General features: G+C 71.8%; 20 protein-coding genes. 1 reads left to right on the top strand and 19 read right to left on the bottom strand.

Translation table 11 applies throughout. The features are described from left to right. The 14 genes from GUI43_RS26810 to pyrR form a co-directional block, all read right to left on the bottom strand. The coding region (locus GUI43_RS26810) for a primosomal protein N' family DNA-binding protein (protein ID WP_502322465.1) at positions 1 to 1,250 on the bottom strand (1,250 nt) is incomplete at its 3' end. 59 nt (positions 1,251 to 1,309) lie between these two features. Further along, positions 1,310 to 2,503, bottom strand: coding sequence for a methionine adenosyltransferase (gene metK / locus GUI43_RS26805; protein WP_091401916.1), 1,194 nt, complete (start codon positions 2,501 to 2,503; stop codon positions 1,310 to 1,312). A gap of 87 nt (positions 2,504 to 2,590) precedes the next feature. After that, positions 2,591 to 3,799, bottom strand: coding sequence for a bifunctional phosphopantothenoylcysteine decarboxylase/phosphopantothenate--cysteine ligase CoaBC (coaBC, locus tag GUI43_RS26800; protein ID WP_112602176.1), 1,209 nt, complete (start codon positions 3,797 to 3,799; stop codon positions 2,591 to 2,593). A 14-nt stretch (positions 3,800 to 3,813) separates the two neighbouring features. Further along, complete coding sequence (gene rpoZ, locus GUI43_RS26795; RefSeq protein ID WP_030335666.1) at positions 3,814 to 4,077, bottom strand: DNA-directed RNA polymerase subunit omega; 264 nt, start codon at positions 4,075 to 4,077, stop codon at positions 3,814 to 3,816. Between the two features lie 64 nt (positions 4,078 to 4,141). Then, positions 4,142 to 4,675 carry a nucleoside/nucleotide kinase family protein gene (locus GUI43_RS26790; protein ID WP_112584586.1) on the bottom strand — a complete coding sequence of 178 codons (534 nt, stop codon included), beginning with the start codon at positions 4,673 to 4,675 and terminating at the stop codon, positions 4,142 to 4,144. A gap of 25 nt (positions 4,676 to 4,700) precedes the next feature. Continuing rightward, the gene (gene mihF / locus GUI43_RS26785) at positions 4,701 to 5,018 is read right to left on the bottom strand and encodes an integration host factor, actinobacterial type (protein ID WP_112584585.1); all 318 of its coding nucleotides are present in this window, start codon (positions 5,016 to 5,018) and stop codon (positions 4,701 to 4,703) included. Between the two features lie 178 nt (positions 5,019 to 5,196). Next, entirely contained in the window at positions 5,197 to 6,033 is an 837-nt protein-coding gene (gene pyrF, locus GUI43_RS26780; RefSeq protein WP_112584584.1) for an orotidine-5'-phosphate decarboxylase, read from the bottom strand. Positions 6,034 to 6,106: 73 nt separating this feature from the next. Further along, positions 6,107 to 7,381: an adenosylmethionine--8-amino-7-oxononanoate transaminase gene (locus GUI43_RS26775; protein ID WP_112602175.1), complete on the bottom strand. Its 1,275-nt coding sequence runs from the start codon at positions 7,379 to 7,381 to the stop codon at positions 6,107 to 6,109. Positions 7,382 to 7,468: 87 nt separating this feature from the next. Continuing rightward, on the bottom strand, positions 7,469 to 8,515 hold the full coding sequence (locus GUI43_RS26770; RefSeq protein WP_112602174.1) for a quinone-dependent dihydroorotate dehydrogenase: 1,047 nt from the start codon (positions 8,513 to 8,515) through the stop codon (positions 7,469 to 7,471). Beyond that, entirely contained in the window at positions 8,512 to 11,859 is a 3,348-nt protein-coding gene (gene carB / locus GUI43_RS26765) for a carbamoyl-phosphate synthase large subunit (protein ID WP_112584581.1), read from the bottom strand. Before carB ends, GUI43_RS26770 begins: the two co-directional genes overlap by 4 nt. Next, the gene (gene carA / locus GUI43_RS26760; protein WP_112584580.1) at positions 11,852 to 13,015 is read right to left on the bottom strand and encodes a glutamine-hydrolyzing carbamoyl-phosphate synthase small subunit; all 1,164 of its coding nucleotides are present in this window, start codon (positions 13,013 to 13,015) and stop codon (positions 11,852 to 11,854) included. The genes carB and carA overlap by 8 nt, the downstream gene beginning before the upstream one ends. Continuing rightward, the gene (locus tag GUI43_RS26755; RefSeq protein ID WP_091401901.1) at positions 13,015 to 14,292 is read right to left on the bottom strand and encodes a dihydroorotase; all 1,278 of its coding nucleotides are present in this window, start codon (positions 14,290 to 14,292) and stop codon (positions 13,015 to 13,017) included. The genes carA and GUI43_RS26755 overlap by 1 nt, the downstream gene beginning before the upstream one ends. After that, positions 14,289 to 15,215: an aspartate carbamoyltransferase catalytic subunit gene (locus GUI43_RS26750; RefSeq protein WP_091401900.1), complete on the bottom strand. Its 927-nt coding sequence runs from the start codon at positions 15,213 to 15,215 to the stop codon at positions 14,289 to 14,291. Before GUI43_RS26750 ends, GUI43_RS26755 begins: the two co-directional genes overlap by 4 nt. Continuing rightward, positions 15,212 to 15,796, bottom strand: coding sequence for a bifunctional pyr operon transcriptional regulator/uracil phosphoribosyltransferase PyrR (gene pyrR, locus GUI43_RS26745; RefSeq protein WP_091401898.1), 585 nt, complete (start codon positions 15,794 to 15,796; stop codon positions 15,212 to 15,214). The genes GUI43_RS26750 and pyrR overlap by 4 nt, the downstream gene beginning before the upstream one ends. Before the next feature lie 288 nt (positions 15,797 to 16,084). On the opposite strand from pyrR, the gene bldD reads away from it, so the two are divergent. Next, on the top strand, positions 16,085 to 16,573 hold the full coding sequence (bldD, locus tag GUI43_RS26740; protein WP_007458348.1) for a transcriptional regulator BldD: 489 nt from the start codon (positions 16,085 to 16,087) through the stop codon (positions 16,571 to 16,573). Positions 16,574 to 16,680: 107 nt separating this feature from the next. On the opposite strand, the gene nusB is transcribed toward bldD, so the two are convergent. The 5 genes from nusB to GUI43_RS26715 all read right to left on the bottom strand — a co-directional run bounded on the left by nusB (position 16,681) and on the right by GUI43_RS26715 (position 20,281). Continuing rightward, entirely contained in the window at positions 16,681 to 17,091 is a 411-nt protein-coding gene (nusB, locus tag GUI43_RS26735; protein ID WP_181518518.1) for a transcription antitermination factor NusB, read from the bottom strand. A 23-nt stretch (positions 17,092 to 17,114) separates the two neighbouring features. Further along, complete coding sequence (gene efp / locus GUI43_RS26730) at positions 17,115 to 17,672, bottom strand: elongation factor P (RefSeq protein ID WP_007458344.1); 558 nt, start codon at positions 17,670 to 17,672, stop codon at positions 17,115 to 17,117. A gap of 98 nt (positions 17,673 to 17,770) precedes the next feature. After that, complete coding sequence (aroQ, locus tag GUI43_RS26725) at positions 17,771 to 18,196, bottom strand: type II 3-dehydroquinate dehydratase (RefSeq protein ID WP_091401894.1); 426 nt, start codon at positions 18,194 to 18,196, stop codon at positions 17,771 to 17,773. Beyond that, positions 18,193 to 19,272: a 3-dehydroquinate synthase gene (gene aroB / locus GUI43_RS26720; protein ID WP_112584578.1), complete on the bottom strand. Its 1,080-nt coding sequence runs from the start codon at positions 19,270 to 19,272 to the stop codon at positions 18,193 to 18,195. The genes aroQ and aroB overlap by 4 nt, the downstream gene beginning before the upstream one ends. A 10-nt stretch (positions 19,273 to 19,282) precedes the next feature. Continuing rightward, positions 19,283 to 20,281: a helix-turn-helix transcriptional regulator gene (locus tag GUI43_RS26715; RefSeq protein ID WP_112584577.1), complete on the bottom strand. Its 999-nt coding sequence runs from the start codon at positions 20,279 to 20,281 to the stop codon at positions 19,283 to 19,285. Positions 20,282 to 20,355: the final 74 nt, after the last annotated feature.

The following is a 20,355-nucleotide window of genomic DNA, read 5'->3' as shown; positions in this document are numbered from 1 at the left end:
AGCCGCCGCCCACCGCACTCCGGGCAGGCGTACGCGGCCGCCACCCGGGCGCACCACCGGCAGGCCGGGGTGCCGCCGGCCGAGGGCAGCGCGAGCGGGCCGGCACAGTGCGCGCAGCGCGCCGGGGTGCGGCACTCGGCGCAGGAGATCGACGGGAGGTAGCCGCGGCGGGGCACCTGCACCAGCACCGGCAGGTCCTGGCGGAGCGCGTCGCGGGCAGCCGTCCAGGCCAGGCTGGGCAGCCGGGCGGTGGCGGCCCCGGGGTCGCGGGCCAGTTGCGGGTCGTCCCCGGTCGGCGCGATGGCCGGGATCCGGGCCCGCACGGTGGCCCGGTCGGCGACCACCTCCGCGGCCCAGCCGGTCTCCACCAGCAGCTGCGCCTCGGCCGTCCGGGCGTACCCACCGACCAGCGCGCCGGCCTCGGCGAGGTGGGCGCGGGTGAGCAGCACGTCGCGGGCGTGCGGGTAGGGCGCCCGGGGCTCGGAGTGCAGGTCGTCACCGTCGTCCCAGACGGCGACGAGGCCGAGCCGGGCCACCGGGGCGAACATCGCCGCCCGGGTGCCGATCACCACCGGCACCTGGCCACGGCGAGCGGCGAGGAAGGCCCGGTACCGCCGGGCCGGGCCGAGCGCGGCGGAGAGGCTGACGTGCCGTCCCGGGCCGAGCACGCCGGTGAGCGCGGCGTCGAGACGGTCGAGGTCACGCGCGTCGGGCACCACCACCACCGCGCCGCGCCCACCGGCGACGGTGGCCGCCACCGCGTCGGCGTAACGGGCCGCCCAGTCCTCACCGGGCAACGCCGACCAGACCGCGCGGGGCGCCCGGCCGTCGGCGAGCGCCCGCAGCAGGGCCGGACCGGTCGGGTAGTCGCGCCACCCGCGCGGGTCGACCGCCTCGGTGGGGGCCGCCGGGGTGGGCTGCTCGTCGCAGGGCTCCTTCTCCACCCGGGCGTGCCGGGGTGGCACGGCGAGCCGGAGCACGTCGGCGAGGCTGCCCGCGTACCGGTCGGCGACCGCTCGGGCCAGCCGGGCGACCTCGGGGGCAAGCACCGGCTCCGGGGAGACCACCTTCTCCAGGTACGCGAGGCGGCCGGTGTGCCCGGAGTCGTCGGCGCGTGACAGCAACCACCCGTCGACGAGTTGCCCGGCGAAGCGCACCTTCACCCGGGTACCGGGCACCGCCACCTCGTCCAGCTCCGCCGGCACCAGGTAGTCGAACGGCCGGTCCAGGTGCGCCAGTCCCACATCCACGCAGACGCGCGCGACCGGCGACCCGTCCGCGGGTCGCCGGTCGCTGCGCTTGGTGGCGGTCAGGCTCCCGCGGCCGACTTGAGGTCGGCGGCCCGGTCGGTGCTCTCCCAGGTCAGGTCCGGCAGCTCCCGGCCGAAGTGGCCGTACGCGGCGGTCTGCTGGTAGATCGGGCGGAGCAGGTTGAGGTCCCGGATGATCGCGGCCGGACGCAGGTCGAACACCTCGGTGACGGCCTTCTCGATCGAGGAGACGGGCACGGTCTCGGTGCCGAACGTCTCGATGAACAGGCTCACCGGGTGCGCCTTGCCGATGGCGTAGGCGACCTGCGCCTCACACCGCTCGGCCAGACCGGCGGCGACCACGTTCTTGGCAACCCAGCGCATCGCGTACGCGGCCGAGCGGTCCACCTTGGACGGGTCCTTGCCGGAAAACGCGCCGCCACCGTGGCGGGCATACCCGCCATAGGTGTCGACGATGATCTTGCGGCCGGTCAGCCCGGCGTCACCCATCGGGCCGCCGATCTCGAACCGGCCGGTCGGGTTGACCAGCAGCCGGTAACCGTCGGTGTCCAGGCCGAGGCTCTCCAGCTCCGGGGCGATCACGTGGTCGCGCACGTCCGGGGTGAGCAGCGAGTCCAGCGAGATGTCGGCGGCGTGCTGGCTGGACACGACAACTGTGTTCAGCCGGACCGGGCGCAGCCCCTCGTACTCGATGGTGACCTGGGTCTTGCCGTCCGGCCGCAGGTACGGGATCGTGCCGTCCTTGCGCACCGCCGAGAGGCGGCGGGCCAGCCGGTGCGCGAGCGCGATCGGCAGCGGCATCAGCTCGGGCGTCTCCGAGCAGGCGAAGCCGAACATCATGCCCTGGTCGCCCGCGCCCTGCGCGTCCAGCGCGCTCTCCGACGCCCCGGTGCGCAGCTCGAAGGCGTTGTCCACACCCTGCGCGATGTCCTCGGACTGCGCGCCGATGGAGACGCTGACCCCGCAGGAGGCGCCGTCGAAGCCCTTCTTCGACGAGTCGTAGCCGATGTCGAGGATGGTCCGGCGGACGATCGTCGGGATGTCGGCGTACGCCTTGGTGGTCACCTCACCGGCGATGTGCACCTGACCGGTGGTGATCATGGTCTCCACGGCCACGCGGCTGTGGGGATCCTCGGTCAGCAGCGCGTCGAGGATGCCATCGCTGATCTGGTCAGCGATCTTGTCCGGGTGGCCTTCCGTGACCGATTCGGACGTGAAGAGACGGCGTGTCACGGCACTCCTAAGCGTGTGAGGTCGTTCCGCGGCAGTCTAATCACCACTGCGGCCGGTGTCGGGATCGGTCGAGCCCTGTTCCACCCGTCAGGAGCGGCCGGACAGCCGCGCCACGACGAGATCCCAGACGGCGTCGGCCACAGCCTCCTTGGCCTGCTCGGGCAGCCGGCTGACCGAACCGTCCGCGCCGATGACCGTCACCGTGTTGGTGTCGGCGCCGAAGACCAGGTCCGGACCGACCTCGTTGACCACGATCAGGTCGGCCCGCTTCCGGGCGAGTTTCGCCCGGCCGTTGGCCTCGGCATCGCCGGTCTCGGCGGCGAACACCACCAGCACCTGCCCCGGTCGTTTGCGCTGGCCGAGCTCCGCCGCGATGTCCGGGTTCGTGACGAGCTCGATGGTGGGCGCGACACCGTCGTCCGACTTCTTGATTTTGCCAGTCGCGTACGTCGCGGGCCGGAAATCGGCCGGAGCCGCCGCCATCACCACCGCGTCGGCGTCGACGGCGGCCTTGACGGTCGCCTCCCGCAACTCGGCGGTGGTGCCCACCCGGATCAGGTCGACCCCGGCCGGGTCGGCGAGGCCGACGTTGGCCGAGATCACTGTGACGCGGGCACCCCGGGCGACCGCCGCGCGGGCGAACGCGTAGCCCTGCTTGCCCGACGAGCGGTTGCCCAGGAAACGCACCGGGTCGAGGGGCTCGCGGGTGCCACCGGCGGTGACGACCACCCGGCGACCGGCCAGGTCGGCGGGGGCGGAGTCGCCGCGGGCCAGGAGCCGTCCGGCGACGGCGAAGATCTCCGCCGGGTCGGGCAGCCGACCCTTGCCGGTGTCGGCGCCGGTGAGCCGGCCGACGGCGGGCTCGATGACCCGGACCCCCCGGGAGCGCAACGTCGCCACGTTGGCAACGGTGGCGGGGTGCTCCCACATCTCGGTGTGCATGGCCGGGGCCAGCAGGACCGGGCAGCGGGCGGTCAGCAGGGTGTTGGTCAGCAGGTCGTCGGCGAGGCCGTGGGCGGCCTTGGCGAGCAGGTCGGTGGTGGTCGGCGCGACCACCACCAGGTCGGCCTGCTTACCGAGCCGGACGTGCGGCACCTCGTGGACGTCGGTCCAGACGTCGTCGGCGACCGGTTGACCGGAGAGCGCGGCCCAGGTCGGCGCTCCAACGAAGCGGAGCGCCGACGCGGTTGGCACGACCCGAACCCGGTGACCGGATTCGGTGAAGAGTCGCAGCAGCTCGCACGCCTTGTAGGCGGCGATGCCGCCACCGACCCCGAGGACGATCGAGGCGGACATCGGCCAGCGGGGGCTTACGGCTGGTCGGTCGGCTCGGCGGTGAGCAGGCCCGAGTTGATCTCGCGCATGGCGATGGAGAGGGGCTTCTCCTGCGGGGTGGTCTCGACGAGCGGGCCGACGTACTCCAGCAGACCCTCACCGAGCTGGCTGTAGTAGGCGTTGACCTGGCGCGCGCGCTTGGCGGCGAAGATGACCAGCGCGTACTTCGACGTCGTCTTCTCGAGGAGCTCGTCGATCGGCGGGTTGGTGATGCCTTCGGGGTTGGCGATGGATCCCACGAATTAACCTCTGCGTCTTTCGAGCCGCGCGGACGCGGTGCTGAGTCTCAACGGCGGCCGACCGTCAGCCACGCACGCGCGACCAGGCCGGATCCGGATAAGAAGAACCGAGTAAGCCTACCAGCTCCTCGACCACCCGTTCGGTGTGGTCGTGGGTCAGCGCGTGCTCGACGGTGGCGGCCACCGTGGCGTCGGGCGCGTACCCGGGTGGGCTCAGCAACACCAGCCGGGCATCGGGCAGTCGCGCCCGGATCAGTGGGACGCCGCGCAGGTCGAGCGGGAGCAGCACCGGCTGCCCGGCGTCGAGCCGGGCGCGCAGCGGGGGGTACGGGGTGCCCCGGCGGTGCGAACCGATCCGGGACCACTCCAGCAGCTCGCCGTCGACGATCCGTCGATCGAACTCGGCGGGGGCGAGGAAGACGCGGTCCACCCCGTCGATCTCCGACTCCCGGCGCGGCCTGGTGGTTGCCGCGACCGGGATCCACACGGACGGAGAACGCGCCCGGACGAGCTCGACGACACTCTCCCTGCCGGAACCCGAAGGTCCAGCCAGGACAGTGAGCCGAGCCGCCGGGCGCGCCTCGTCATCCGTGCTCACTGCTTGTTTCTACACGCTGCCAGGTTCAGTTGGCGGCGAACTCTCCAAGCAGTGCCTTGCGCTGCTGCTCGCCGAGGCCACGCAGGCGACGGCTGTCGGCGATCTTGAGCTTCTCCATGATCTGGGTAGCCCGGATCTTGCCGATGCCCGGCATGGCCTGCAGGACGGCCGACACCTTGAGCTTGCCAACGACGTCGTCGTTCTCGGCCCGCTCGAGGACGGCACCGAGGGTGGTCTTGCCCTGCTTGAGCTGCTCCTTCAGCTGAGCACGGGCCTTGCGGATCTCCGCGGCCTTCTCGAGCGCGGCAGCGCGTTGTTCGGGGGTCAGTGACGGGAGCGGCACCAGTTCTCCTCAGGTCCCTATCGCGGCGGGCGGGGCGCACCGCCGCATCTGTGAAACGTGGTGTCGCTGTGAACCAAGGGGTCCATGGTTCCCAGCGCGGGGAAAACTAGCGGCCAACGGAGCTTTCGGCAACGTGGGGGCCGCATGATCACCGTAGAGTGACCGACCCGTCAGTCAGTCACCGGGCAGGCAGGACGGCCCGACAGTCGACCAACACGCGGTCCGCGGCGGCCCGCAGCGCGGCCACATCGGGGCCTGCCGAGAGCACTTCCCGGGAGTACGACGGAAGCACCGAGGCGAGGCTCGAACCGAAGACGGTACGCAGATCGGCTGCGCCGGCACCCTGCGCGCCGAGCCCCGGAGCGAGCAGTGGGCCGCCCACACCGGAGAGGTCGTGACCGGTGTCACCGATGGTCGCGCCGACCACCAGACCGAAGCTCCCGAGCGGGGACGCACCCATGTTGAGCTGGGAAATCTCGTCGATCACGGTTTGCGCCACGGTGCGGCCGTCGGCCGTGACGGCCCGCTGCACGGCCGCGCCCTCGGGGTTGGAGGTGAGGGCCAGCACGAACACCCCGCCGCCGTGCTCGGCGGCCAGCTCGAACATCGGCGCCAGCGATCCGACCCCGAGGTAGGGGCTCGCGGTGACCGCGTCGACATACACGGGGCTGGATGGATCAAGGTACGCGGCGGCGTACGCGCTCACCGTCGAGCCGATGTCGCCGCGCTTGACGTCAAGCAGAACGAGCGAGCCGGCATCTCGTAACTGTCGGATAGTTGACTCAAGAATCGCCACACCTCGGGACCCGAACCGCTCGAAAAAGGCCGACTGAGGCTTGACTACCGCAACCCGGTCACCGAGCGCTTCCACCACGGTCCGGCTGAAGCGTTCGAGCCCCTGAACGTCGTCCGGGAGGCCCCACTGAGCCAGCAGACCGGGATGCGGGTCGATGCCCACACAGAGCGGGCCGCGCTCGGTGATCGCCCGGTGCAGCCGGGTACCGAAGCTCTCCATCGGAGTGTTCTCCTCTTCTCGTCCGGGCGGCCGACCCGCCCGGGTAACCCGTCGACCCGGTGACCGGGCCGACTCAGCCAGCCGCCACCGCCGCCGCCACCCCGGTCGCGATCCGGGCCAGGTCGGCGTCGTCGGTGACGTACGGCGGCATCGTGTAGATCAGGTCGCGGAACGGACGCAGCCACACCCCCTGGGCGACAGCGGCCGCGGTCGCCGCGCCGAGGTCGACCTCGTGATCGAGCTGGACCACGCCGATCGCGCCGAGGACCCGTACGTCGGCCACGCCCGGCGTGCCGCGCAGGGGCTCCAGACCGGCGCGCAGGCCGGCGCCGACCCTGGCGACCTGGCCGGCCCAGTCTCCGGCCCGCAGCAGCCCGATGGAGGCGTTCGCCACCGCGCAGGCCAGCGGGTTGCCCATGAACGTGGGCCCGTGCGCCAGCACGCCGGTCGCCGAGATGCCCCGGGCGACCTCCGCGGTGCACACTGTCGCCGCGAGGGTCAGGTACCCGCCGGTCAGCGCCTTGCCCACACAGAGCACGTCCGGCGTCACCCCGGCGTGCTCGGCGGCGAACATCTCGCCGGTACGGCCGAACCCGGTGGCGATCTCGTCGAAGATCAGCAGAATCCCGTGCGCACGGGTCACCTCGCGCAGCACCCGCAGGTAGCCCGGGTGGTGGAAGCGCATCCCGCCGGCGCCCTGGACGACGGGCTCGACGATCACGGCGGCCAACTCGTCGGCGTGCCGCTCGACCGTCTCCACCAGCGCCGCCACGTACGCGTCGTCGGGCGGATCGGTGAAGCCGCCCGGCGGCACCGGGGCGAACACCTGCCGGGGCAGCACGTCGCCCCACAGGTGGTGCATCCCGCCCTCCGGGTCGCAGACGCTCATCGGGTGGAACGTGTCGCCGTGGTAGCCACCCCGCCAGGTCGCCAGCCGGCGCCGCTGCGGCCGCCCGACGGCCCGCTGGTACTGCAGGCACATCTTCACCGCCACCTCGACGCTGACCGAGCCGGAATCGGCCAGGAACACGTGCTCCAGGCCGTCCGGGGTCAGCTCGACCAGGGTCCGGGCCAGCCGCACCGCCGGCTCGTGGGTGAGCCCGCCGAACATCACGTGGCTCATCCGGCCGAGCTGGTCGGTCACCGCCGCGTCCAGCACCGGGTGCCGGTACCCGTGGATCGCCGCCCACCAGGACGACATCCCGTCCACCAGCTCCCGCCCGTCGGCCAGGGTGAGCCGTACCCCCTCGGCGCCGCGCACCACGTACGGCGGGTTGGCCGGCGGCAGCGCGGCGTACGGGTGCCAGACGTGCGCCCGGTCAGCGGCCAGGATCTCCTCGGGTGTCACGCGTACTCCTCTGCGCCTCAAGCGGTCCGGACGGCGGACGTCCTGCGGCCGGATCGAACCTCCGGGCCAGCACCGGACCGGGAGCGGTCACCGGCCGGCGACCGCGTCCGGTGCCGCCGTTGCGGCCGCCGCGCGGGCGGCGGCGCGGACCAGGGCCGGTCCTCGGTAGATGAAGCCGGTGTAGAGCTGCACCAGGGCGGCGCCGGCGTCGAACATCCGCGCCGCGTCGTCCGGGTCCAGCACCCCGCCGACGCCGATGATCGGCAGCCGGCCGCCGGTCTCGGAGTGGACGAAGGCGACCACGTCGCGGGCCCGCCCGGTGAGCGGCCGACCGGACAGACCACCGGCCTGCGCGCCACGCTCGACGTCGACGCCGGCGAGGCCGTCCCGCGACAGCGTGGTGTTGGTGGCGATCACCCCGGCGGCACCCCGGGCCAGGCAGACCTCCAGCAGCTCGGCGATCGCCGCCTCGGTCAGGTCTGGTGCGATCTTGACCAGCACCGGCTTCTCCCCCACCAACGCGCCGAGCAGCGCGTCCAGGTGGCCACGGTCCTGCAACGACCGCAGACCCGGGGTGTTCGGTGAGGACACGTTCACAGCGAAGTAGTCGCCGTGCCCGCGCAGCGCCCGGTACGAGGCGAGGTAGTCCTCGACCGCCTCGTCGAGCGGCGTCACCTTGGACTTGCCCAGCGAGATGCCCAGCGGCACCCCGAGCGGGCGCGGCAGCGCCGCCAGCCGGGCGGCCAGCGCGGCGGCCCCGGCATTGTTGAAGCCCATCCGGTTGACCACCGCCTCGCTGGCCGGCAGCCGGAACAGCCGCGGCCGGGGGTTGCCCGGCTGGGCGTGCGCGGTGACAGTGCCGACCTCCACGAAACCGAAGCCGAGCGCCGGCCAGGCCGGCAGCGCCGCGCCGTCCTTGTCCATGCCGGCGGCCAACCCGACCGGGTTGGGGAACCGCACCCCGAACACCGTGCGCGGCGCGTCGACCGCATAGCGGGCCCGCAGTGCGGCGAGCGCGGCCGGCCGCCGCGACAGGGCCGCCAACCGCCGCAGCGTCCATTCGTGCGCCGCCTCGGCGTCCCCGCCCCCCAGCCGGAACAACCACGGCCGTACCGCCTGCTCGAACACTGTCACTGGGCCGCCCGCAGGATGGCGTGCAGGTCCTGCAGGGGGCGGACCTGCATGTCGCCGCGGATCCGCGCCTCGATGCCCATCACCGCCGCGGCTGCGCCGGGAACCGTGGTGATGCAGGGGATGTCAGCGGTGACGGCCGCGCTGCGGATCTCGTAGCCGTCGGAGCGGGCGCTGGCACCCGAGCCCTGCGGCGTGTTGATCACCAACGCCACGTGGCCGCCGCCGATCAGCGACACCGCGTCGTCGCCCGCACCGGCCTGGTAGTGCTTACGGATCTGCTCACAGGCGATGCCGTGCCGGCGCAGCACCTCGGCCGTGCCGGCGGTGGCGACGATCTCGAAGCCCAGATCGGCCAGCCGCTTGATCGGGAAGATCATGCCGCGCTTGTCCCGGTTGGCCACCGAGACGAAGATCTTCCCGGCGGTCGGCAGCGACCCGTACGCGGCCGACTGGCTCTTGGCGAAGGCATGCCCGAAGTTGGTGTCGATGCCCATCACCTCGCCGGTCGACTTCATCTCCGGCCCGAGCAGCGAGTCGATCCCCTTGCCCGCGCGGGTCCGGAAACGCTTGAACGGCAGCACCGCCTCCTTGACCGCGACCGGCGCGTCGGCGGGCATCGTGCCCCCGTCCCCCGTCGCCGGCAGCAGGCCCTCGGCCCGCAGCTCGGCGATGCTCGCCCCGAGCGCGATCCGGGCCGCCGCCTTGGCCAACGGCACCGCCGTGGCCTTGGAGACGAACGGGACGGTCCGCGACGCACGCGGGTTGGCCTCCAGCACGTAGAGCACGTCGTCCTTGAGGGCGTACTGCACGTTGAGCAGGCCACGGACCCCGACGCCACGCGCGATGGCCTCGGTGTAGCGGCGGACCTCGACCAGGTGCGAGCCCGCGAGCGTGATCGGCGGGAGCGCGCAGGACGAGTCGCCGGAGTGGATGCCCGCCTCCTCGATGTGCTCCATCACACCGCCGATGTAGACCTCGCCGTCGGCGTCGCACAGCGCGTCCACATCGATCTCGATGGCGTCGTCGAGGAACCGGTCCACCAGCACCGGGTGGTCCGGGGAGATGTCGGTGGCCCGGCCGATGTAGTCGCGCAGCGTCGGGTCGTCGTAGACGATCTCCATGCCCCGACCGCCCAGCACGTACGACGGCCGGACCAGCACCGGGTAGCCGATCTCGTCGGCGATCGTCTTGGCCTCGTCGTACGAGGTGGCCATGCCGTGCGCCGGCGCGCGCAGTCCGGCGCGGGCCAGCACCGCGCCGAACGCGCCGCGCTCCTCGGCCAGGTGGATCGACTCCGGTGAGGTGCCGACGATCGGCACACCGGCGTTCTTGAGCCGCTGCGCCAGCCCCAGCGGGGTCTGCCCGCCGAGCTGGACAACCACCCCGACCACACCCGGCCCGCCGGCCGCGCGACCGGACGAGTCCTCGGCGTGCCAGACCTCCAGGACGTCCTCGAAGGTCAACGGCTCGAAGTAGAGCCGGTCGGCGGTGTCGTAGTCGGTGGAGACCGTCTCCGGGTTGCAGTTGACCATGACGGTCTCGTAACCGGCCGACCGCAACGCCTGGACGGCGTGCACGCACGAGTAGTCGAACTCGATGCCCTGCCCGATCCGGTTCGGGCCGGAGCCCAGAATCAGCACCTTCGGCCGGTCCGACGGCACGACCTCGGTCTCCAGGTCGTACGTGGAGTAGTGGTACGGCGTGGTCGCCTCGAACTCGGCCGCGCAGGTGTCCACCGTCTTGTAGACCGGGCGCACGTCCAGGCGGTGGCGCAGGGTCCGTACGCCGTCCTCGGCGGCCAGCTCCGGGCGCAGCGCGGCGAGCTGCCGGTCGGACAGACCGGCCCGCTTGGCGCGGCGCAGCAGGTCGGCGTCGAGCACCGGCGCGTCGACGATCTCGGTGCGCAGCTCGATCAGCGCGGCGATCTGGTCCAGGAACCACGGGTCGATCCCGCCGGACGCCTCGGCGACCTCGGCGATCGACGCGCCGAGGCGCAGCGCCCGCTCCACCGTGTACAACCGGCCGTCGTGCGGGATCCGCAGCGCGGCGAGGGTGTCCGAGCGGGTGGCGCCCTCCGGGTCCGGAGTGGTCCAGAAACCAGATGATCGGGTCTCCATCGAGCGCATCGCCTTGTTCAGCGCCTCGGTGAAGTTGCGCCCCAGGCTCATGGCCTCGCCCACCGACTTCATCGTGGTGGTCAGCTCCGGGTCCGCGCCGGGGAACTTCTCGAACGCGAACCGGGGAATCTTCACCACCACGTAGTCCAGGGTCGGCTCGAACGCCGCCGGGGTCTTCAGGGTGATGTCGTTGGGGATCTCGTCGAGGGTGTAGCCGATGGCCAGCTTCGCGGCGATCTTCGCGATCGGGAAGCCGGTCGCCTTGGAGGCCAGCGCCGAGGACCGCGACACCCGGGGGTTCATCTCGATCACGACGATCCGGCCGTCGACCGGGTTGACCGCGAACTGGATGTTGCAGCCGCCGGTGTCCACCCCGACCTCGCGCAGCACGGCGATGCCCAGGTCACGCAGGCGCTGGTACTCCCGGTCGGTGAGCGTCATGGCCGGGGCCACTGTGACGCTGTCGCCGGTGTGCACACCCATCGGGTCGATGTTCTCGATCGAGCAGACCACCACCACGTTGTCGTGCCGGTCGCGCATCAGCTCGAGCTCGTACTCCTTCCAGCCGAGCACGCTCTCCTCGATGAGCACCTCGTGCACCGGGCTGGCGGACAGGCCGTCGCCGGCGATACGGGCCAGGTCCTCCGGGTTGTGCGCCATGCCGGAGCCCAGGCCACCCATTGTGAACGACGGCCGGATCACCACCGGCAGGCCCAGCTCGGCGACTGTCGCCTCGACCTCGTCCATCGAGTGGCAGACCCGCGAGCGGGGCACCAGCCCGGTCGGGTCGTCGACACCCAGCCGTACGCCGGCCTTCGCCACGATCTCCTTGAACAGCTGCCGGTCCTCGCCCCGGTTGATGGCGTCGATGTTCGCGCCGATCAGCTCGACGCCGTACTTCTCCAGGACGCCGGCCTCGTGCAGGGCGACGGCCGTGTTCAGCGCGGTCTGCCCGCCGAGGGTCGCGAGGATCGCGTCCGGGCGCTCCTTGGCGATGACCAGCTCCACGAACTCCGGGGTGATCGGCTCGACGTAGGTCGCGTCGGCGAACTCCGGGTCCGTCATGATCGTCGCCGGGTTGGAGTTGACCAGGCTGACCCGGATCCCCTCGCTGCGCAGCACCCGGCACGCCTGGGTGCCGGAGTAGTCGAACTCGCAGGCCTGCCCGATGACGATCGGCCCGGAGCCGATCACGAGGATGTGCTTGAGATCGGTCCGCTTAGGCATTGCTGCGCCCCTTGCTGTGGGTCCGGCCCTCGATGAGATCGGCGAATCGGTCGAAGAGGTAGTCCGCGTCGTGCGGGCCGGCCGCCGCCTCCGGGTGGTACTGAACGGTGAACGCGGGCAGGTCCACGGCCCGCAGCCCCTCGACCACGTTGTCATTGAGGCAGACGTGCGACACCCGTACGCCACCGAAGTCGGTGTCGATCACCTGGTCGGGGACGACCGCGCCGGCGCCCACACCGGGCACCTCGACGGCGAAGCCGTGGTTGTGGCTGGTCACCTCGACCTTGCCGGTGACCCGGTCGAGCACCGGCTGGTTGATCCCCCGGTGGCCGTAGCCCAGCTTGTAGGTGCCGAAGCCGAGCGCCCGACCGAGGATCTGGCTGCCGAAGCAGATGCCGAACAGCGGCACCTCCCGCCGCAGCGCCTCCCGGGCCAGCGCCACCGGGGCGTCGGCGGTGGCCGGGTCGCCCGGGCCGGGCGACAGGAAGATCGCGTCGGCGCCGGTGGCGAGCATCTGGTCGATGCTCGACGACGCCGGCAGCACGTGGGTGGTCACCCCACGGGTGGCCAGCCGACGCGGCACGTTGCGCTTGATGCCCAGGTCCAGCGCGGCCACTGTGAACCGGTGCTCGCCCAGGGCCTCGACGACGTACGGCTCGGCGGTGCTCACCTCCGCGGACAGGTCCGCGCCGGCCATCTGCGGCGCCTGGCGCACGCGGGCCAGCAGGCTCTGCGGGTCGTTGTCGATGCTGGAGATGCCCACCCGCATGGCGCCCCGCTCGCGCAGGTGCCGGGTCAGCGCCCGGGTGTCCACCCCGCTGATGCCCACCACGCCCTCGGTGGCGAGGCGGTCCTCGAGGCCACCGGTGGCCCGCCAGTTCGAGCCGATCCGGGCCGGGTCGCGCACCACGTAGCCGGCCACCCAGATCCGACCGGACTCGTCGTCCTCGCCGTTGACGCCGGTGTTGCCGATGTGCGGCGCGGTCTGCACCACCACCTGACGGTGGTAGGACGGGTCGGTCAGGGTCTCCTGGTAACCGGTCATGCCGGTGTTGAAGACCGCCTCGCCGAAGGTCTCTCCGACGCTGCCGTACGCCTCGCCGGGGAACGTGCGCCCATCTTCCAGCACCAGGATTGCGGGTCTGCGCTTGACCATTACTTGACAGCCTTTCCGTCCAGGACCGTCGGCTCGCCACGCAGGAAGGTCGCCACGATGCGACCTGGCAGCGTCATGCGGGCGTACGGAGTGTTGCGACTGCGACTGGCCAGCTCCGCCGGCTCGATGGTGCGGTGGGCGGCCGGGTCGATCAGGGTCAGGTTGGCCGGCACACCCGGCGCGGGGTCGACGCCGTGCCCGGTGAGGCCGGCGATCCGTGCGGGGGTGCGCGACATCCGCTCGGCGATCAGGTCCCACTCGGGGCCGAGCACGTCCAGCGCGATGGAGAGGGCCGTCTCCAGACCGAGCATCCCCGGTCGGGCGTACGCCCACTCGCACTCCTTGTCCTCCACCGCGTGCGGGGCGTGGTCGGTGGCGATCACGTCGATCACCCCGTCGGCGAGGGCGGCACGCAGCGCGGCGATGTCCGCGGCGGTGCGCAGCGGCGGGTTCACCTTGTAGACCGGGTCGTAGGTTTCCGCCCGTTCGTCGGTGAGCAGCAGGTGGTGCGGGGTCACCTCGGCGGTCACGCGTACGCCGCGGGCCTTTGCCTGGCGCAGCACCTCGACGCTGCCAGCGGTGGAGACGTGGCAGACGTGCAGTCGGCTGCCCACGTGCTCGGCGAGCAGCACGTCCCGGGCGATGATCGCCTCCTCGGCGACCGCCGGCCAGCCGATCAGGCCGAGCCGGGTGGAGACCTCACCCTCGTGCATCTGGGCGCCCTCGGTGAGCCGGGGCTCCTCGGCGTGCTGGGCGATGATCCCGTCGAACGCCTTGACGTACTCCAGGGCTCGGCGCATCAACTTCGGGTCGGCGACGCAGTGCCCGTCGTCGGAGAAGATCCGCACCCGGGCCGCCGAGTCGGCCATCGCGCCCAGCTCGGCCAGCCGCTCGCCGGCCAGCCCGACGGTGACCGCGCCGATCGGCTGCACGTCGACCAGGGCTGCCTCGCGGCCGAGCCGCCAGACCTGCTCGACCACACCGGCGGTGTCCGCCACCGGGGAGGTGTTGGCCATCGCGCAGACCGCCGTGTAGCCGCCCAGCGCCGCCGCCCGGGAACCGGACTCGACGGTCTCGGCGTCCTCCCGACCGGGCTCACGCAGGTGGGTGTGCAGATCGACGAGGCCGGGCAGGGCGACCAGGCCGGTGCCGTCGACGACTGTGGCGTCCGGCGCGGTCAGGCCGGGACCGACCTCGGCGATCACGCCGTCGCGGATCAGCAGGTCGGTCGGCGCCGCGCCGACGACACTCACGCTGGTGATCAGGTACGCGGTCACCGGTTGTTCCCTCCGAGCAGCAGGTAAAGGACAGCCATCCGCACGGAGACCCCGTTGGTGACCTGTTCGACGATGGTGGAGCGGGGTGAGTCGGCGACCTCGGGGGTGATCTCCATCCCCCGGTTCATCGGGCCGGGGTGCATGACGATCGCGTGCTCGGGCAGCCGGCGCATCCGCGGCCCGTCCAGCCCGTAGCGGCGGGCGTACTCGCGCGCGGAGGGGAAGTAGGAGTCGTTCATCCGCTCCCGCTGCACGCGCAGCATCATCACCACGTCCACGTTCGGCAGGACGGAGTCGAGGTCGTAGGAGACGTCGGTGCCGGGCGCGAGGGCACCCGCGATGTCGACCGGGATGAGGGTCGGCGGGCCGACCAGGGTGACCTTGGCGCCGAGGGTGGAGAGCAGCAGCACGTTGGAGCGGGCCACCCGGGAGTGCAGCACGTCCCCGACCACCGCTACCGACAGGCCGGCGAGCCGGCCCAGCCGGGCCCGCATGGTGTACGCGTCCAGCAGCGCCTGGGTGGGGTGCTCGTGGGTGCCGTCGCCGGCGTTGACCACCGACCCGTCCACCCAGTTGGCCAGGCGGTGCGGCGCGCCGGAGGCGGGGTGTCGGATGACCACGGCGTCCGCGCCCATGGCCTGCAGGGTCAACGCGGTGTCCTTCAGGCTCTCACCCTTGGTGACGCTGGACCCCTTCGCGGAAAAGTTGATCACGTCGGCGCTGAGCCGCTTCGCCGCCGCCTCGAAGGAGATCCGGGTACGCGTGGAGTCCTCGTAGAAGAGGTTCACCACGGTCCGTCCGCGCAGCGCGGGAAGCTTCTTGATCTCCCGGCCGGCGACGGTGGCCATCTCGGCGGCGGTGTCCAGGATCTCGGTGGCGGTGTCGGCGTCCAGGTCCCCGCCGGAGAGCAGATGCTTGATCATGAGGCAGGTCCCCCGTAGAGCTTGACCTCGTCCGTCCCGTCGATCTCGGCGAGCGTCACCTTGACGCTCTCGGCGAGCGAGGTCGGGATGTTCTTGCCGACGTAGTCGGCGCGGATCGGCAACTCCCGGTGGCCCCGGTCGACCAGGACGGCGAGCTGCACCGAGGCCGGGCGGCCCACGTCGTTGAGCGCGTCGAGCGCGGCCCGGACGGTGCGGCCGGAGAAGAGCACGTCGTCGACCAGGATGACCCGTTTGCCGTCGATCCCGCCGGGAGGCAGCTCGGTCGGACCCACCGCGCGGGTGGCGTGCCGACGGAGGTCGTCGCGGTACAGGGTGATGTCGAGCACACCGACCGGAACGGCTACGTCCTCGAAGGTGCTGATCCGGTCGGCGAGCCGCCGGGCGAGGGGGGTGCCCCGGGTGGGAATCCCCAGCAGCACCGTGTTGGCGGCGCCCTGGGTCTTCTCCAGGATCTGGTGGGCGATGCGGTCGACCACGCGCTGCACGTCGGCGCTGGCGAGGATCACCTTCACCGAGGGTTGTTGCGGTGGCGACGAGCGGGCAGCCGGTGGGTATGCCACGGCGGACCTCCTTCCCCGCCTCACGGGACGGGTCGTTAAAGGATGTCGGGCACCTCCGGCCGGACCGCTCAGCGGACCTGGGCCGGGGCTTCCGCCACGTTACCAGTGGTCACCGGGGTGATGGACGGCGGCCGCTGACCACCGGGTCAGGCACCGGAAAAGGAGAAAACTCCCCGGACGCTCCGCAACGGTAGGGGCACGACCACTTGACCACGTGTCGCATTCCCCGTACCGTCACGCTCCGTAGCGATCGACGGGAGAACCCCGAGCAGCACTGGGAGTGTCCGAATGCCCTCTGAATACGCCAAGTCTCTGGGCGCCCGCCTGCGCTCCATCCGCCAGCAGCAGGGTCTGTCCCTGCAGGGTGTGGAGGAGAAGTCGAACGGGCGGTGGAAGGCCGTGGTGGTCGGCTCGTACGAGCGTGGCGACCGGGCCGTGACGGTGTCCCGTCTGGCCGAGTTGGCCGAGTTCTACCGCGTACCCGTCTCGGAGCTGCTGCCTGACGGCAGTGGCGTCCGTCACGAGCCCACCAGCAAGATTGTCCTGGACCTGGAGCGGCTCTACGACGAGGCCTCCGAGGACCTGGCCTACGTCGCCCGCTACGCCCGCGCCATCCAGCAGCAGCGCGGCGACTACAACGGCCGGGTGCTCTCCATCCGCGCCGACGACCTGCGGGCGCTCGCGATCGTCTACGACGCCTCACCGTCGGGCCTGATCGAGCGGCTCACCGAGCACGGCGTGCTGGTGGCCGACCCCCGGGCGTTCTTCGCCTCCTGATCTGCCGCTTCACCTGATCTGCCGCTTCACCTGATCTGCCGCTTCACCGAAAGGGCCCGTGCCGACTGGCACGGGCCCTTTCGGATCTGCGGTGTTGGTGCGGACGCTCAGCGGGTGGCGTACTCGGCGATCCGGCCGAGCACCCCGTTGAGGAAGCGCGGCGAATCGTCGGTAGACATCTGCCGAGCCAGCTCCACGGCCTCGCTGATCGCCACCGCGTCGTCGATCTCGTCGACGTAGAGCAACTCGTAGACGGCGATCCGGGCCAGATTACGGTCGACGACCGGCATCCGCTCCAGCGTCCAACCCTCGGCGTAGCTGGCGATCAGCTCGTCGATCCGGTCGAGGTACTCGGCAACCCCCTCGACCAGGCCCACCGCGTAGCCGAGATGCTCCGGTCGGGGCTGCTCGATCCGCTGCACGTAGCCGGCGAGTACCTCCACCGGAGGCTTGTCCCGCAGGTCGGCCTCGTAAAGGACATCCAGCGCCCGCTTGCGCGCCTTGCGGCGCGCCGGCATCTGCTGCTTGGAACCCTCAGCCATCAGGCGCGGCCGAGGTAACGGCCGTCGCGGGTGTCGACCTTGATCTTCTCGCCGGTGGTGATGAACAGCGGAACCGGCACGGTGGCGCCGGTCTCCACGGTCGCCGGCTTGGTGCCGCCGGTCGAACGATCGCCCTGCAGGCCCGGCTCGGTGTAGGTGACCTCCAGCACGACGCTGGTGGGCAGCTCGATGTAGAGCGGCACACCCTCGTGCTGGGCGACGGTCGCCTCCGCCTCGGGCAGCAGGTAGTTGGCTGCCTCACCGACGGTGCCACCGGGCACGGTGATCTGGTCGAAGGTCTCCAGATCCATGAAGACGAAGTCCTCACCGTCGGCGTACAGGTACTGCATCGTGCGCTTGTCAACGGTCGCGGTTTCGACCTTGGTGCCCGCGTTGAAGGTCTTGTCGACCACCTTCCCGGACAGCACGTTCTTCAGCGTGGTGCGCACGAAGGCACCACCCTTACCGGGCTTGACGTGCTGGAACTCGACGACGGCCCAGAGCTCGCCGTCCAGGTTGAGTACCAGGCCGTTTTTGAGGTCGTTGGTGGAGGCCATTTCCTGCCTTGATCATCAATTGGCGGACAGACCTGGCAAGTCTACAAGCTGCGTCGAATCGGACGGCCCCCCGTTCGGAGCGCCCAGTCGGTGGGCCGTCAGCGGGTGGCCAGATGGTGCAGGGCGAGACGATAGCCGTCGATGCCAAGACCGCAGATCACCCCGGTCGCCACCGCCGAGACCACCGAGTGGTGCCGGAACTCCTCGCGGGTGTGGATGTTGGAGATGTGCACCTCCACCAAAGGCCCCCGCAGCATGGCGCAGGCGTCCCGCACCGCGTACGAGTAGTGCGACCAGGCGGCGGGGTTGAGCACGACCGCGGCGCCCTCGTCGGCCGCCGTGTGCAGCCAGCCGAGCAGCTCGTGCTCCGCGTCGGTCTGCCGGACCGTCACCGCCAGCCCCAGCTCCCGACCGGTGCTCTCGCAGAGCGCCACCAGGTCCGCGTAGCTGGTCGCGCCGTACACGTCGGGCTCGCGGGTGCCCAGCCGGCCCAGGTTCGGCCCGTTCAGGACGTAGACCTTCACGGGGTTGCCACCTCCCGGTAGGCGGCCTCCAGCAACGCGTCGTCGGGGCCCTCCAACATCGCCGGGTGGGCCAGCCCGTCAAGCACCACGAAGCGCAGCAGACTGCCCCGGGTCTTCTTGTCCACCCGCATCGCGGCCAACAGCTGCGGCCAGGCGTCGGCCGGGTAGCTCACCGGCAGACCCAGCGCGCTCAGCGTGACCCGGTGTCGGTCGGCGGTCGGCGCGTCCAGCCGCCCGGCGAGCCGGGCCAGCGTGGCCGCGTACACCAGACCGACGGCGACGGCGTGGCCGTGCCGCCAGCGGTAGCCCTCGTTCTGCTCGATGGCGTGGGCCAGGGTGTGACCGTAGTTGAGCACCTCCCGCAGGCCCGACTCGCGCAGGTCGCCGGCGACCACGTCGGCCTTGACCCGGATGGCCCGCTCGATCAGCTCCCGGCTCACCTGCCCACGGGGGTCGGTGGCGGCCTCCGGGTCGTTCTCGATGAGATCCAGGATCGTCGGGTCGGCGATGAACCCGCACTTGACGACCTCGGCCAACCCGGCCGCCAGGTCGACCGGGGGCAGGCTGTCCAGAGTGGCCAGGTCGGCCAACACCCCGACCGGCGGGTGGAACGCGCCCACCAGGTTCTTGCCGGCGGCCGTGTTGATGCCCGTCTTGCCGCCCACCGCGGCATCCACCATGCCCAGCAGCGAGGTCGCCACCGGCACCCAGCGCACCCCCCGCAACCAGCAGGCCGCGACGAATCCGGCCAGGTCGGTCACCGCGCCGCCGCCCACCCCGACCACCGCGTCGGTACGGGTGAAGCCGGCCGCTCCGAGCCGGTCCCAGCAGGAGGCGGCCACCTCGATGTGCTTGCCCGACTCGGCGTCGGGCACCTCGATCGGCAGTGGCTCGATGCCGGCCGCGCGCAGGCGTTCGCCGAGCGCGTCCGCGAGGGCCTTGAGCGGAGGCGCGTGCAGCACCGCCACCCGGGTCGCGCCGGGCAGCAGGCCAGGCAGCGCACCCAGCAGGTCGCGTCCCACCAAGACGTCGTACGGCCGCTCGCCGCCGACCGGAATTCGGGTCACCTCGTCCATCGCCGGCAGCCTAGTCCAGCGGGCGGCGCGGGGAGGGCGGCTGTCCACCTGCTGGCCGAGCGGCCCAGTCCGCCAACCGGCGGGCGTGCTCGGCCACCGCGGCGCGCAGCGCGTCCGGATGCCGCACAGTGAACGGGCAGCCCAGCCCGGCGAGCAGCGCCGCCATCCCGGGCAAACTCTCCGCTCGGGCCCGCAGCAGCACCCCGTCGGTGGTGGCGGTCAACTCGGCCACGCTGGGCGGGATGCGGCGGCGGGCGGCGACCAGATCGGTCTCCAGCACCACCTCCACCTCGTGCGTATACGGCACGCCGGCCAGCGACCGGGTCACCCAGGCCACCGCCTCGAAGCCGTCCGGCACTGTGAACGTCGCCGCGCCGGGCGTCACCGCACCGATCCGGTCCAGTCGGAAGGTGCGGATCTCCCCGCGTCGGTGGTCGTGGCCGGTGACATACCAACGGCCGGCGTGGAAGACCAGCCCGTACGGGTCGAGCTCGCGGTGCGACTGCTCGCCCCGCCAGGAGCGGTAGTCCAGCGCCACCCGCTGCCGGTGCCGGGTGGCCGAGGCCAGCGCGAGCAGGGTGCCGGACGCCGGTCCGCGCTCCAACTCCGGACGACGCAGTGTGAAGCCCAGGTGCTCCTGGACGGCGGCGAGCCGGTCGGCGAGCGCCGCCGGCAGCACCCGGCGGATCTTCGCCAGCGCGGTGGCGGTGGCGGGCTGCTCGGTGGCGAGCCCGACCCGTTCGGCGACGACGAGGCCGAGCAGCACCGCCACCGCCTCGTCGTCGGTGAGCATCAGCGGCGGCAGCTTGTAACCGGAGTGCAGCCGGTAGCCGCCGTAGCGGCCCCGGTCGGCGGTGACGGGAATGCCCAGCTCGACAAGCGTCGTCGCGTACCGGCGCACGGTCCGCTCGTCCACACCGAGGTGACCGGCGAGGTCGGCGGCCGTCGACCGGTGCCGGGTCTGCAGCAGTTCGAGCAGGGCCAGCACGCGCCCGGCGGGATGTGACACGGGCCACTCCTTCAATCCGGGCGGATCCTGTCCGGAATAGATCGTACGGTCTGTCGGTAACCGAGAGAAGGAGC

The sequence above is a fragment of the Micromonospora noduli genome, assembly GCF_003264365.1.
GTDB lineage: Bacteria > Actinomycetota > Actinomycetes > Mycobacteriales > Micromonosporaceae > Micromonospora > Micromonospora noduli.
The sequence above is the reverse complement of the archived record's forward strand: the minus strand, read 5'-3'. Positions and strand labels throughout refer to the sequence as shown.

What these genes read in the sequence shown, in the direction of transcription:
- efp (WP_007458344.1), bottom strand. Translation starts at nt 17,672, where the DNA reads ATGGCCTCCACCAACGACCTCAAAAACGGCCTGGTACTCAACCTGGAC.
- carA (WP_112584580.1), bottom strand. Translation starts at nt 13,015, where the DNA reads ATGGTCAAGCGCAGACCCGCAATCCTGGTGCTGGAAGATGGGCGCACG.
- carB (WP_112584581.1), bottom strand. Translation starts at nt 11,859, where the DNA reads ATGCCTAAGCGGACCGATCTCAAGCACATCCTCGTGATCGGCTCCGGG.
- bldD (WP_007458348.1), top strand. Translation starts at nt 16,085, where the DNA reads ATGCCCTCTGAATACGCCAAGTCTCTGGGCGCCCGCCTGCGCTCCATC.
- nusB (WP_181518518.1), bottom strand. Translation starts at nt 17,091, where the DNA reads ATGCCGGCGCGCCGCAAGGCGCGCAAGCGGGCGCTGGATGTCCTTTAC.
- aroB (WP_112584578.1), bottom strand. Translation starts at nt 19,272, where the DNA reads ATGGACGAGGTGACCCGAATTCCGGTCGGCGGCGAGCGGCCGTACGAC.
- GUI43_RS26750 (WP_091401900.1), bottom strand. Translation starts at nt 15,215, where the DNA reads ATGATCAAGCATCTGCTCTCCGGCGGGGACCTGGACGCCGACACCGCC.
- pyrF (WP_112584584.1), bottom strand. Translation starts at nt 6,033, where the DNA reads ATGGAGAGCTTCGGTACCCGGCTGCACCGGGCGATCACCGAGCGCGGC.
- coaBC (WP_112602176.1), bottom strand. Translation starts at nt 3,799, where the DNA reads ATGTCCGCCTCGATCGTCCTCGGGGTCGGTGGCGGCATCGCCGCCTAC.